This is a genomic window from Mycoplana sp. ABR4_002 (assembly GCF_056159645.1).
This window is the reverse complement of sequence record NZ_JBSWVO010000001.1, coordinates 1772125-1785722: the sequence shown is the minus strand read 5'-3', so window position 1 is coordinate 1785722 and position 13598 is coordinate 1772125. Positions and strand designations below refer to the sequence as shown.

General features: G+C 64.3%; 12 protein-coding genes. 1 reads left to right on the top strand and 11 read right to left on the bottom strand.

From position 1 onward, the window contains the following. Positions 1 to 204: 204 nt before the first annotated feature. Positions 205 to 783 (top strand): FG-GAP repeat protein, encoded by a 579-nt coding sequence (locus ACXAGF_RS08685; protein ID WP_475016148.1) that lies wholly within the window; start codon positions 205 to 207, stop codon positions 781 to 783. A gap of 63 nt (positions 784 to 846) precedes the next feature. Here ACXAGF_RS08685 and ACXAGF_RS08680 read toward each other — a convergent pair whose 3' ends face one another. The 11 genes from ACXAGF_RS08680 to nuoK form a co-directional block, all read right to left on the bottom strand. Beyond that, the gene (locus ACXAGF_RS08680) at positions 847 to 1533 is read right to left on the bottom strand and encodes an ABC transporter ATP-binding protein (protein WP_475016146.1); all 687 of its coding nucleotides are present in this window, start codon (positions 1531 to 1533) and stop codon (positions 847 to 849) included. A gap of 13 nt (positions 1534 to 1546) precedes the next feature. Continuing rightward, positions 1547 to 2854, bottom strand: a complete 1308-nt coding sequence (locus ACXAGF_RS08675; protein WP_475016144.1) for a lipoprotein-releasing ABC transporter permease subunit — start codon at positions 2852 to 2854, stop codon at positions 1547 to 1549. Positions 2855 to 2962: 108 nt separating this feature from the next. Next, a complete protein-coding gene (gene proS, locus ACXAGF_RS08670; protein WP_475016143.1) occupies positions 2963 to 4297 on the bottom strand; it encodes a proline--tRNA ligase in 1335 nt (444 codons plus the stop codon). A 614-nt stretch (positions 4298 to 4911) separates the two neighbouring features. Next, on the bottom strand, positions 4912 to 5181 hold the full coding sequence (locus ACXAGF_RS08665; RefSeq protein WP_475016141.1) for a DUF1467 family protein: 270 nt from the start codon (positions 5179 to 5181) through the stop codon (positions 4912 to 4914). 139 nt (positions 5182 to 5320) lie between these two features. Further along, on the bottom strand, positions 5321 to 5725 hold the full coding sequence (gene mce / locus ACXAGF_RS08660; RefSeq protein WP_475016140.1) for a methylmalonyl-CoA epimerase: 405 nt from the start codon (positions 5723 to 5725) through the stop codon (positions 5321 to 5323). A 129-nt stretch (positions 5726 to 5854) separates the two neighbouring features. Beyond that, positions 5855 to 7522, bottom strand: coding sequence for a ribonuclease J (locus ACXAGF_RS08655; protein WP_475016138.1), 1668 nt, complete (start codon positions 7520 to 7522; stop codon positions 5855 to 5857). 17 nt (positions 7523 to 7539) lie between these two features. After that, positions 7540 to 8304, bottom strand: coding sequence for a biotin--[acetyl-CoA-carboxylase] ligase (locus tag ACXAGF_RS08650; protein WP_475016136.1), 765 nt, complete (start codon positions 8302 to 8304; stop codon positions 7540 to 7542). Further along, positions 8301 to 9743 (bottom strand): NADH-quinone oxidoreductase subunit NuoN, encoded by a 1443-nt coding sequence (gene nuoN / locus ACXAGF_RS08645; RefSeq protein ID WP_475016134.1) that lies wholly within the window; start codon positions 9741 to 9743, stop codon positions 8301 to 8303. The genes ACXAGF_RS08650 and nuoN overlap by 4 nt, the downstream gene beginning before the upstream one ends. A gap of 17 nt (positions 9744 to 9760) precedes the next feature. Further along, the gene (locus ACXAGF_RS08640; RefSeq protein ID WP_475016132.1) at positions 9761 to 11272 is read right to left on the bottom strand and encodes an NADH-quinone oxidoreductase subunit M; all 1512 of its coding nucleotides are present in this window, start codon (positions 11270 to 11272) and stop codon (positions 9761 to 9763) included. Continuing rightward, a complete protein-coding gene (nuoL, locus tag ACXAGF_RS08635; RefSeq protein ID WP_475016130.1) occupies positions 11272 to 13269 on the bottom strand; it encodes an NADH-quinone oxidoreductase subunit L in 1998 nt (665 codons plus the stop codon). Before nuoL ends, ACXAGF_RS08640 begins: the two co-directional genes overlap by 1 nt. Before the next feature lie 6 nt (positions 13270 to 13275). After that, on the bottom strand, positions 13276 to 13584 hold the full coding sequence (gene nuoK / locus ACXAGF_RS08630) for an NADH-quinone oxidoreductase subunit NuoK (protein ID WP_097142128.1): 309 nt from the start codon (positions 13582 to 13584) through the stop codon (positions 13276 to 13278). Between the last annotated feature and the right edge of the window lie 14 nt (positions 13585 to 13598).

Below are 13598 nucleotides of genomic sequence, written 5' to 3'. Positions count from 1 at the left end.
AAAGCCCCAGGGCAAGCACCGAGAGACTGGCGATGAACATCGTAATGGAGGCAAAAGCTGCAAATTCGCGGATGAAGTCGGTCATTTCAGGCTCCCTTTCCGATTATGTTTTTATTTTGTTCTATTTTTGTTCCTGCGTCAACCCACTTGCAACCCCACGCCGATTTTCTATCCTGATGACCGGTCACGCCCGGGAAAGTCGCCATGAAGATCGCGCCAGCGTCCCTAGCCTTCCTGCTGATGTCGCCGCCGGCCGGGGCTGGAGATTTTCCCGCCGAGCGGATCGTCGCGGCGGCCGCCGGGGACTGGAACGGCGACGGGCATGCCGACCTGGCCGTGATCGCCAGGCCTGCGGCGGACAGCGACGAAGACAACGGCCTCTACATCTATCTCACCGATCCGGATGAGGCCCGCCTGAAGCTGGTCGTCTCGGCCCCGGACAGCGTCTGGGGCAACCTTGTGATGTTCGGGCAGGAGCCAGCCGTTACCGCCCTTGCCAGCGGCTCCATCAGGCTGACGTCGCAGAACAGCTCGATCGGCCGCGATCGCTGGCACCAGGCGCTGACGATCGCCTATCGCGACGGCCAGTTCCTCGTCGCCGGCTACAACTATTCGTCCTATGACACGCTCGACAACGACAATTCGACGAACTGCGATCTGAACCTGCTCACCGGCAAGGGCACGGCGAACGGCAAGCCCGTCGCAGCCAAGGCGGCGAGGATCACGCTCGAGGCGTGGCGCGACGCCATAGGCCGGGAAGCCTGCGGCCTTGATGCCGGCTGACCGGGGGGCAGGCGTTCGCCCATCGGACACAAGATGCGGCAGGACGGACGGGATGGGGGCCGCTTAGCCGAAATCGCGCAGCTTGCCGTCCTCGATCGTCACCCTTCGGTCCATCAGCGAGGCCAGCTCGTGGTTGTGGGTGGCGATCAGCGCCGCCAGTCCGGACTGGCGGACCAGCGCTTCCAGCGCCTCGAACACATAGCCGGCCGTCTCCGGATCGAGGTTGCCGGTCGGCTCGTCGGCGAGAAGCACGAGCGGGGCGTTGGCGACGGCACGGGCGATCGCCACGCGCTGCTGCTCTCCCCCCGAAAGCTCGGCCGGCCGGTGGTCGGCGCGATGGCCGATGCGCATGTAGTCCAGCAACTGCTTCGCCCGCTCCTGCGCGTCCGCCTTGCCGAGACCGGCAATCAGCTGCGGCATCATGATGTTCTCCAGGGCGGAGAACTCCGGCAGCAGGTGATGGAACTGGTAAACGAAGCCGATCTCGTTGCGGCGGATGGCGGTGCGCTGATCGTCGCCCAGCGCCGCGCAGGACTTGCCGTTGACGATGACGTCACCGCCATCGGGCTTTTCCAGCAGGCCGGCGACATGCAGGAGCGTCGACTTTCCGGTTCCCGACGGTGCCACGAGGGCGACGGTCTCGCCGCCATGAAGGGTGAAGTCCGCCCCCTTGAGGATGGACAGGACCGTCTCCCCCTGGCCGTAATGGCGCTCCACGCCGGATAGCTGCAATGCCACGCGCGCTTTCATCGATCGCTTCTACCTATTCGTATCGCAGGGCCTGGACGGGATCGAGCCTCGACGCCCGCCAGGCAGGAAAGATCGTGGCCAGGAACGACAACGCCAGCGCCATCACGACGATCGAGACCGTCTCGCCGACGTTCATGTCGGCCGGCAGCTGGCTGAGGAAGTAGAGCTCCGGATCGAACAGCGTCTGACCCGACAGCCAGGAGAAGAACTGCCGGATCGACTCCACGTTCAGGCAGACCACGACGCCGAGGACGACGCCGGCGATCGTGCCGACCGTGCCGATCGCCGCCCCGGTCATGAAGAAGATCCGCATGATCGCGCCCGAGGTCGCCCCCATCGTCCGCAGGATCGCGATGTCGCTCCCCTTGTCCTTCACCAGCATGATCAGGCCGGAGATGATGTTGAGCGCCGCGACCAGCACGATCAGCGTCAGGATCATGAACATCACGTTGCGCTCGACCTCAAGCGCGGAAAAGAAGGTGCGGTTGCGCTGGCGCCAGTCGGTCACGTAGATCTGCCGTTCCGCCGCCAGCTCAATCGGCTGGCGCAGCTCGTCGACGGCATCGGGATCGTCGACGAACAGCTCGATCGACTGCACCAGTCCATCGGCGTTAAAGTAGAGCTGCGCCTCCTCGAGCGGCATGTAGATGATCGAGGCGTCGTACTCCGACATGCCGATCTCGAAGGTCGCCGCGACCGGGTAGGTCTTGACGCGCGGGTTGACGCCGAGCGGCGTCACGTCGCCTTCCGGCGCCACCAGCGTGATTGTGTCGCCGGCGGCGATGCCGAGCTGATCGGCCATGCGCGCCCCGATCGCCAGCCCGGTCCCGGCATTGAACTCCTCGAGGCTGCCGGACTTGATATGGCTGGAAACGGTCTTCAGGTTCGCCATGTCGTCGGCGCGGATGCCGCGCACGAGCGCGCCCGTGCCGGCCCCGCCCCTGCCGGACGCGAGCGTCTGCCCCTCGACCAGCGGGATCGCCAGCCGCACGCCATGGACCTTGGAGAACCGCTCCGCCAGGTCGGCGTAATTGTCGAACGGTCCGTCGATCGGCTGGACGATCATGTGGCCGTTGATCCCGAGAATGCGCGAGATAAGCTCGGTGCGAAAACCGTTCATTACCGCCATGACGATGATCAGCGTCGCAACGCCGAGCATGATGCCGATGAAGGAGAACCCGGCGATCACCGAAATGAAGGCTTCCTTGCGCCGCGAGCGCAGGTAGCGCCAGGCCACCATTCGCTCGAACCCGGAGAACGGGCGGCTTGCGGGCGCCGCCTCCGCCTTGACAAGGGCGCCCTCGCCCGTCGCTTCCGCCATGATGCCTCCGGATCAGTCGCTGCCGCCGAGCGCGGCCGGCGGACGCGCAAGGGACTCATTTGCCGGATCGACCCTGCGCGAAATCGCGCCGGAAATCGATCCCGATTTTCAGGCTCGGGCGCCTGCAGTCAGTCGCGCGATCGCCGCCTCGACGGTCAGCGTCTCGCGCTCGCCGGTCTTGCGGTCCTTCAGCTCGACCTCGCCGGCGGCAACCGAACGCGGTCCGACGATGACCTGGAACGGCGCGCCGATCAGGTCAGCGGTGGCGAACTTGGTGCCGGCCCGTTCGTCCTTGTCGTCGAGCAGCACATCGACACCGGCGTTCGCCAACGCACCGTAGATCGTCTCGCTGGCAGCGTCGCAGGCGGCATCACCGGTCTTCATGTTGATGACGACCACCTCGAACGGCGCCACCGACCTCGGCCAGATGATGCCGTTCTCGTCGTGCGAGGCCTCGATGATCGCCGGCACCAGCCGGGTCGGCCCGATGCCGTAGGATCCCATGTGCACGATGTGCTCCTTGCCGTCGGGGCCCTGGACCTTGGCGCCCATCGCCTCGGAATACTTGGTGCCGAAATAGAAGATGTGGCCGACCTCGATGCCGCGCGCCGACAGGCGGTCATCCTCGGGTATCGCGGCGAAGGCCGCTTCGTCATGCATCTCCGAGGTTGCCGCATAGCGCGACGTCCACTTGTCGAAGATCGACTTCAGTCCGTCGACGTCTTCGAAGTTCGTGTCCGCGGCCGGGACCCCGAATTCGAGGAAGTCCCTGTGGCAGAACACTTCGGACTCGCCGGTGTCGGCGAGAATGATGAACTCGTGGCTGAGATTGCCGCCGATCGGCCCGGTGTCGGCGCGCATCGGGATGGCGCGCAGGCCCATGCGCGAGAAGGTGCGCAGGTAGGCGGCGAACATGCGGTTATAGGCGTGCTCCGCACCTTCGCGGTTGAGGTCGAAGGAATAGGCGTCCTTCATCAGGAACTCGCGCGAGCGCATGGTGCCGAAGCGCGGCCGGATCTCGTCGCGGAACTTCAGCTGGATGTGGTAGAGGTTCAGCGGCAGGTCCTTGTAGGACTTGACGTAGGAGCGGAACACGTCGGTGATCATCTCCTCGTTGGTCGGGCCATAGAGCATCGGCCGATCCTGCCGGTCCTTGATGCGCAGCATCTCCTTGCCGTAGGCGTCGTAGCGCCCGCTCTCCTGCCAGAGCTCGGCCGATTGCAGCGTCGGCATCAGCAATTCGACCGCGCCAGAGCGGTTCTGCTCCTCGCGGATGATGGCGTTGACCTTGTCGAGAACGCGCTTGCCGAGCGGCAGCCAGGTGTAGATGCCCGCCGACTGCTGCTTGACCATGCCCGCACGCAGCATGAGGCGATGCGAGACGATCTCCGCCTCTTTCGGGTTTTCCTTGAGGATCGGCATGAAGAAGCGGGAAAGGCGCATGACTGGTTCCAAATAGACAGGTTTCGCCTAGCGGCGGATTCGGGCGAAATGACGTTGAATTTCGATGCGTTCATAGACGCTTCGCGGGCGGAAGGAAACCCGCTGTGCATGCGTGCCGGGGCACGCCGATCTCGCGCACCACCGAGACGAGAGGGCCGGACAATAACGGAAATTTCCGCCTTCAAGTCAACGGAAAAATTTTCTTCGAGTGTAGCAAAAATGCAAAAAACAGGATGACAACGCCCAACCTTTGGGCTAGTTTCAGGCCACAAAAGAGGCAGGGAGTGCAAATTTCTGCCATTCTCGCGGTCAAGTCTTGGGAGGATCAGATCTTTTGGCGCGCGCAGACGCAGCCACCGGCAACGGACAAAGATCACGCGATACTTTAGAAACAAGGCTCTACGCCTTGTTTTTTTTTGCTTTCTCCAATTGATGAAACCTCCCCTAGCCGCCGTCTGTGACAACCGGATGACAGGCGCTGCGACAATGCGGCGCATCGCTCGGGCCCACGCCCTCCCTGCCCGTCTTCACGTTACGTGATGATTGTCGCCGGTTGCCGACATGACGCAACGGCAGGAAATGCGCAAACGCGCCGCCGCGCGGGCAGGCTTCACTCAGCGAAAATCGGGAAAGAACTGGGGAATTGCGTCGATGCCGTAACCGAACTCGACCGACAGGACCCACCATGCGGCATAGATGATCGCCGACACGATCGTCGTGATGACGAGGATTCTGGCGGCACGGAACCTGGCCGGCGCGCTCTCCACGGTGCCGAGAACCACGTCGTTTTCCTCCGCCTGCGTGCGCAGGCCGAACGGCAGGACGATGAAAAGCGTCATCCACCAGATGATGAAATAGACGGCGAGGATCGAAAACAGCTGCATGGCCGGGGTCCCGAGGTTTGCGTCACCGTCCGTCGCAGCATGGCCGCGACGCACGTCGTCCGCCCTCGGACGACCCGGCGACACCGGGTGACGCGCCGTTCTACTCCCGTGGCCGCCGCATTTCAAATGCGCCTTGCTGTCACACCTGCTCGAGTTCGATCAACGTGCCGAAGAAATCCTTGGGATGCAGGAACAGCACCGGCTTGCCATGCGCGCCGATCTTCGGCTGGCCGTCTCCGAGCACCCGCGCGCCGCCGGCCACGAGCCGGTCTCGTGCGGAGGCAATGTCGTCCACCTCGTAGCAGATGTGGTGCATGCCGCCGCCGGGCGCCTTCTGGAGAAAGGCCGCGATCGGCGAGGCCTCGCCGAGCGGTTCCAGCAGTTCGACCTTGGTGTTGGGCAACTCAACGAAGACGACCGTCACTCCATGTTCCGGCAAAGCCTGCGGATCGGTCACGCGCGCGCCGAGAATGTCCCGGTAGGACGCGCTCGCCGCAGCCAGATCGGGCACGGCAATGGCTATGTGATTGACGCGTCCAAGCACCGGTTTCTCCCTCCGTTCCACCGCCACTGCGGCACCCGCGCGGCCCGCTCCGGGGCCTGCCGTGGTGCCGGCACCTCATCGGCCAACGGCCGAATGCCGCGCCTGACCTTCCGGGCGCGGCCTGATCCGTCAGACCTTCGTCACGAACACGGTGACGACCGGCTTCTTGCCCCAGACCTCGTTCGCCATCGCCCGCACCGCCCGGCGCACCGCCTCGCGCACGGTGCCCAGATCCTTCCGCCGCGCACGCGGAATGCTTTCGACGGCGCCCAGCACCGCGTCATACAGGGTGTCGCCCATGTCCTCGCCTTCGTCGTCAAACTGCGGCAGTCCAAAGGGAACGACCTCGGGGTCGCTGCGGAAGTCATAGCGCGCATCGAGCACGATATTGACCGAGACATGGCCGACGAAGGAGAGCTTGCGGCGGTTGCCGATGCCCATCTCGTCGTAGTCACCGATCAGGTTGCCGTCCTTGAAGATGCGGCCGAAGTGGACCTCGTCGATCACTTCCGCCGGGCCCGGCGCCAGCCGCAGCATCCGCCCGTCGCGCACGCGCGCCACGGTGGCGATTCCGGACTGCTCGGCCAGTTCGGCCTGCGCCACGAGGTGGGCCGCCTCGCCGTGAACCGGCACCACGATCTGCGGTCGGGTCCAGGCGTACATCTGCTGGAGCTCGTTGCGGCGGGGATGACCGGAGACGTGTACCAGCGCCTCGCTGTCGGTGATGACGTGGATGCCCTGGTCGATCAGCCCGTTCTTGATGTCGTTGATCGCCTTCTCGTTGCCCGGGATCGGGCGCGAGGAGAAGATGATCGTGTCGCCGGCGGTGAAGGCGACGTTGCGCATCTCGTCGCGCGCAATCTTGGCCAGCGCCGCCCGCGGCTCGCCCTGGCTGCCGGTGAGGATGACGACGACCTTGTCGCGCGGGATGTAGCCGAACTCGTCCTCGTCGATGAACGGCCTGATCCCCTCCATCAGGCCGATGTCGCGGGCGACGTCGGTCACCCGCCTCATCGAGCTGCCAAGCAGAAGCACCTCGCGTCCGGCCACCTCCGCGGCCTTCGCCACCGAACGGATGCGGCCGACATTGGAGGAGAAGGTGGTGATGCCGACGCGGCCTTCCGCGCTCTCGATGATCTTCGCCAGGCTTTCGGAGACCTCCTGCTCGGACGGCGACACGCCATCGCGAACGGCGTTGGTGCTGTCGCAGACCAGCGCCAGCACGCCCTCGTCGCCCAGTTGGCGCAGGCGGGCCTCGTCGGTCAGCGGGCCGAGCGACGGCGCCATGTCGATCTTCCAGTCGCCGGTATGGATCACCGTGCCGAGCGGCGTCTTGATCGCCAACGCCATCGGCTCGGGGATCGAATGGTTCATGCCGATCGCCTCGATCTCGAACGGGCCGACGTTGATGCGATCACCCTGCTTGAAGATCGTCACCGGGATCTCGGCCCGGCTGCGCTCGTAGTCGCGCTTGGCCTCGAGCATGCCGGCGGTGAAGGGCGAGGCGTAGACCGGCACGTTCAGGCCGGGCCAGAGATCGTTCAGCGCGCCGTAGTGATCCTCGTGCGCATGGGTGATGACAATGCCCTTCAGGTTCTTGCGCTCCTCGGCAAGAAAGCGGATGTCGGGCAGCACCAGGTCGACGCCCGGCAGATCCGGCCCCGGGAAGGTGACGCCGCAATCGACCATGATCCACTTCCGGTTTCCCGGCGTGCCATAGCCGTAGAGCGCCAGATTCATGCCGATTTCGCCAACACCGCCGAGCGGCAGAAACACCAGGTCTTCTTGACTAGCCATTGTTCGTGAATTTCCGATCATTCAAAAAATACATCACCGGCCGCAATCAGCCGCACGGCGCCGTCGATTTCCAACTTCAGAAGGCCGGCGTCATCGATCCCGACGAACCGGCCGGTCAGCGACTGGGACGGCAGGTTGACAGTGATCGTCTCGCCGATGCCCACGGCGACTTTGCGCCAGCGTGCCATGATTTCGCCGATGCCGTTGGCGCTGTCCCACAACTGCAGCGCGTCGGCCATCTCGCGGTAGAGATGGGCGAACAGCTCGGCGGGCGACACGGTGCACCCGTAGTCGGTCAGGCGTGCAATCGGATAGAGCCCCGCATCCGGGCCGACCGCGACGTTGATGCCGCAGCCGATCACGATCGCCTGGCGCCCGTCAGGCAGCGTCTCGCTCTCGACCAGGATGCCGCACACCTTCCTGCGTTCGATCAGGATGTCGTTCGGCCATTTGATCTGCACGGGCGGCGCGTCGATGGGCATGACCGAGGCGATCGACGCCTGCACCGCGACCGCGACCGCCAGCGGCAGTGAACCGAGCCGGTCCATCGGCGCCGGATCGATCAGCAGCAGGGAGGCATAGAGATTGCCGGCTTCGGAACTCCACGGCCGGCCCCGCCTGCCCCGTCCCCCCGTCTGGCGCGCCGCGGTCACCCACAGACCGGAAAGCGCGCCCTTTCGGGCGCGCTCGAAGCATTCGGAATTCGTGGAGCTGGTCTCGACCAGGGCCTCGTGCCGAAAGTCGTCCAGCGTCAGCCGGCCGGTCCCCGCCCCGCGCGTCAAAAGAACGTCCGCGCGGCAGCTTCCGCCGCGTCTCCGATCGGGCCGCCGACGAGCACGTAGGCGGCAATGAACAGGCCGCAGACGCCGAAGACGAGCTTCAGTTCGCCCGGCGTACGGGCGAACTCGTCCGTTGCGGCGTCGAACCACATCACCTTGACGATGCGCAGGTAGTAGTAGGCTCCGACGACGGAGGCCAGCACGCCGATCACGGCCAGGGCATAGAGCTGCGCCTCGATCGCCGCCATGAACACGAAGTACTTGGCGAAGAATCCGGCCAGCGGCGGGATGCCCGCGAGCGAGAACATCATCACCGTCAGGACCGAGGCCATGAACGGATTGGTCGTCGAAAGCCCGGACAAATCGTCGATCGACTCGACATTTCCGCCCTCACGGCGGCGCATCGCCAGGATGCAGGCAAAGGTGCCGAGCGTCATGACCATGTAGATCAGCATGTAGAGCGCCACGCCACGGACCCCAGCCATCGAGCCGGCAGCCAGCCCGACCAGCGCATAGCCCATATGGCCGATCGAGGAGTAGGCCATCAGGCGCTTGATGTTGCGCTGGCCGATCGCGGCGAAGGAGCCGAGCAGCATCGAGGCGATCGAGACGAAGACGATGATCTGCTGCCAATCGGCAACGATCGGCTGGAAGGCGTCGATGACGATGCGTACCAGCATGGACATGGCGGCGACCTTCGGAGCGGCCGCGAAGAACGCGGTCACCGGCGTCGGCGCGCCCTCGTAGACGTCCGGTGTCCACATGTGGAACGGCACGGCCGAGATCTTGAAGGCGAGGCCGGCCAGCACGAACACGACGCCGAACACCAGGCCGAGCGAGCGGCCTTCCGCCGAAAGGGCGGCGGCGATTTCCTGGAAGCCGGTCTGGCCGGTGAAGCCGTAGACGAGCGACATGCCGTAGAGCAGCATGCCCGACGACAGCGCGCCGAGCACGAAATACTTCAGGCCGGCCTCGGTCGAGCGGACGCTGTCGCGGTTGATCGCGGCGACGACGTAGAGCGACAGCGACTGCAGTTCCAGCGACAGGTACAGCGAGAGGAGGTCGTTCGCCGACACCATCAGCATCATGCCGAGCGTCGCCAGCACGATCAGTACCGGGAACTCGAACCGGTCGATCTGCTCGGAGCGGGCATGGCCGACCGTCATCACCATGGCGGTGATCGAGCCGATCAGGGTCAGCACCTTCATGAAGCGCGCGAACGGGTCGGAGACGAAGGCGCCGCCAAATGCCAGGCCGTCCTGCCCGCGCATCACCAGCCAGAGGCCGGCGATGATCAGGAGCGCCACCGCAAGCCCCGTGACCGTCGTCGCGGACCGATCGCCGGAGAACACGCCGATCATCAGCAGCACGAGCGCGCCTGCCGCTAGAATGACCTCGGGCGTCGAGAGCTGAAGGCTGGCAAGGAAAAGTTCAGCAGTCATTTCGGATGATCCCGTCGTCAGTTCGCCGAGAGCGCAACGGTTTGCGCCGCTTCGAGGGCTGCGGTGTAATTGTTCAGGAGTGCGTCAACCGACGCGGCGGTCACGTCGAAGACCGGTATCGGATACACGCCGAAGAAGATCGTCAGCAGCACCAGCGGATAGAGGATCGCCTTCTCGCGGCCCGAAAGGTCGAGCATGGCCTTCAGGCTTTCCTTCTCCAGCGGACCGAAGATCACCCGCCGGTACAGCCACAGCGCATAGGCGGCCGAGAGGATCACGCCCGAGGTGGCGAAGAACGCAACCCAGGTGTTCACCCGGAAGGCGCCGAGCAGCGTCGTCACCTCGCCGACAAAGCCGGAGGTTCCCGGCAGCCCGACATTGGCCATCGTGAAGATCATGAAGGCGACGGCGTACTTGGGCATGTTGTTCACCAGGCCGCCATAGGCCGAGATCTCGCGGGTGTGCAGGCGGTCATAGACCACGCCGACGCAGAGGAAGAGCGCGCCCGACACGATGCCGTGCGAGAGCATCTGGAACAGCGCGCCCTGGACGCCCTGCTCGTTGGCCGCGAAGATGCCCATGGTGACGTAGCCCATGTGCGCGACCGAGGAATAGGCGATCAGCTTCTTGATGTCGTCCTGCACCAGCGCGACCAGCGAGGTGTAGACGATCGCCACCACTGAGAGCGTGAACACGAACGGCGCGAAGAAGTCGGAGGCCAGCGGGAACATCGGCAGCGAGAAGCGCAGGAAGCCGTAGCCGCCGAGCTTCAGCAGGATGCCCGCCAGGATCACCGACCCCGCCGTCGGCGCCTGCACGTGCGCGTCCGGCAACCAGGTGTGAACCGGCCACATCGGCATCTTGACCGCGAACGAGGCGAAGAAGGCGAGCCAGAGCCAGGTCTGCATCTGCGGCGGGAAGCCGTAGGCGAGCAGTTCGGGAATGCTGGTCGTGCCGGCCTGCCAGTACATCGCCATGATGGCCAGCAGCATCAGCACCGAACCGAGCAGCGTGTAGAGGAAGAACTTGTAGGACGCGTAGACACGGTCCTTGCCACCCCAGACACCGATGATGATGAACATCGGGATCAGACCGGCCTCGAAGAACACGTAGAAGAGGACGATGTCGAGCGAGACGAACACGCCGACCATGAACACTTCCAGGACGAGGAAGGCGATCATGTATTCCTTCAGGCGCTTCTCGATCGAGGTCCAGCTCGCCAGGATGCAGAACGGCATCAGGAAGGTGGTCAGGATGACGAACAGCATGGAGATGCCGTCGACGCCGAGATGGTAGGAGATCCCGGTGCCGAGCCACTCGTGCCGTTCCATCATCTGGAAGCCCGGGTTCGAATAGTCGAAGCCGGTCCAGATGAAGAGCGACAGCACGAAGGTGAACACCGTCGTCAGCAGCGAGACGTTCAGGATGTTCCGGCGCCCGTAGGGGCTGTCCTCGCGGGTCAGCAGCAGCAATGCCACGCCGACCAGCGGCAGGAAGGTGACCGCGGAAAGAATCGGCCAATCGGTCATCAGAAGGAACTCCCGAGCATCATCCAGGTGACGAGTGCCGCAATTCCGAGCAGCATCGCAAAGGCATAGTGGTAGAGGTAGCCGGTCTGCAGCCGGACCACGCGGTCGGTCACGTCGAGGACGCGGGCGGCAATGCCGTTCGGGCCGAGGCCGTCGATCACGGCTCCGTCACCGCCCTTCCAGAACAGCCGGCCAAGGCGGAAGGCCGGACGAACGAACAGGAAGTCGTACAGTTCGTCGAAATACCACTTGTTCAGCAGGAACTGGTACAGGCCGCGGTGCTGCTGGGCGAGATAGCCGGGCAGATCGGGACGGCGGATGTACAGGTACCAGGCGGTAAACAGGCCGAGCGCCATCGCCACGAACGGGCTCCACTTGACCCACAGCGGCACGTGGTGGAACTCTTCCAGCAAGTTGTTTTCCGGGCTGGTGAACAGCGCGCCCTTCCAGAACTCGACGTAGTGGTGGCCGTAGAAGTAGTCGTGGAACAGCAGGCCGGCAAACACCGCCCCGGCGGCCAGGATGTAGAGCGGAACCAGCATCACCGCCGGCGATTCATGCACGTGGTGCATGACGTGTGCCGAAGCCCGCGGCTGGCCGAAGAACGTCATGAAGGCCAGGCGCCAGGAGTAGAAGCTGGTGAACAGGGCCGCGACGACCAGCAGCGTGAAGGCGAAGCCGCCAACTGCACTGTGCGAGGCGAAGGCGGACTCGATGATGGCGTCCTTCGAGAAGAAACCGGCAAAGCCGATCACGGTACCCGGGATGCCGACGCCGGTCAGCGCCAGCGTACCGATCGTCATCATCCAGAAGGTCATCGGGATATGCGTGCGCAGGCCGCCCATGTAGCGCATGTCCTGCTCGCCGTCGACGGCATGGATCACCGAGCCTGCGCCGAGGAACAGCAGCGCCTTGAAAAAGGCGTGCGTGAACAGGTGGAAGATCGCCGCGCCATAGGCCCCGACGCCGAGCGCCACGAACATGTAGCCCAGCTGCGAGCAGGTCGAATAGGCGATGACGCGCTTGATGTCGTTCTGCACCAGGCCGACGGTGGCGGCAAAGAAGGCGGTGATCGCACCGATCGTGGTGACGACGACCAAGGCGTCCGGCGACAGTTCGAACAGCGGCGACATGCGGGCGACGAGGAAGACGCCGGCGGTGACCATGGTCGCGGCATGGATGAGCGCGGAGACCGGGGTCGGGCCCTCCATCGCGTCCGGAAGCCAGGTGTGCAGCAGGAACTGCGCCGACTTGCCCATCGCTCCCATGAACAGCAGCAGGCAGACGGCGGTCAGCGCGTGGGCCTTGTCGAGCTGCATGCCAAACAGGTCGATCACCGGCGCGGCCGCATCGGCCGCACCTTCGGCCGGAAGATAGGTCGCCGCCGATGCGAAGATCGTCTGGAACCCGACCGAGCCGAACAGGTAGAACACGCCGAAGATGCCGAGCGCAAAGCCGAAGTCACCGACGCGGTTGACGATGAAGGCCTTCATCGCGGCCGCGTTGGCGGAGTCCTTCTTGTACCAGAAGCCGATCAGGAGATACGAGGCCAGGCCCACGCCTTCCCAGCCGAAGAACATCTGCAGCAGGTTGTCGGACGTCACCAGCATCAGCATCGCGAAGGTGAAGAGCGACAGGTAGGCGAAGAAGCGCGGGCGATGCGGATCGTGGTGCATGTAGCCGATCGAATAGATGTGCACCAGCGCCGACACGGTGTTGACCACCACGAACATCACCGAGGTGAGCGTGTCGACGCGCAAGGCCCAGCCGGCATCGAAGGTGCCGGACTGCACCCAGCGCATCAGCGGAACGATGATCAGTTCCTCGTGGCCGAGCGCGACCTGGAACAGCACGACCCAGGACAGCACGCACGCGATGACCAGAAGGCCGCTGGTGACATATTCCGAGGCCTTGGCGCCGATCGTGTTGCCGCCGAGGCCGGCGATGAGGAAGCCGATCAGCGGAAGGAAGACGATTGCCTTGATGATGGTATCCATGACCGATCAGCCCTTCATCACGTTGACGTCTTCCACGGCGATCGAGCCGCGGTTCCGGTAGAAGACGACGAGAATTGCCAGACCGATCGCAGCTTCCGCGGCAGCAACGGTAAGGATGAACAGCGCGAACACCTGTCCGACGATATCGTTCAGGAAGGCTGAGAACGCCACCATGTTGATGTTGACGGCGAGCAGGATCAGCTCGATCGACATCAGGATGACGATCACGTTCTTGCGGTTGATGAAGATGCCGAAGACGCCGAGCGTGAACAGGATGGCGCTGACCGTGAGATAGTGGGAAATGCCGATTTCCATGATGTGAATTCCTT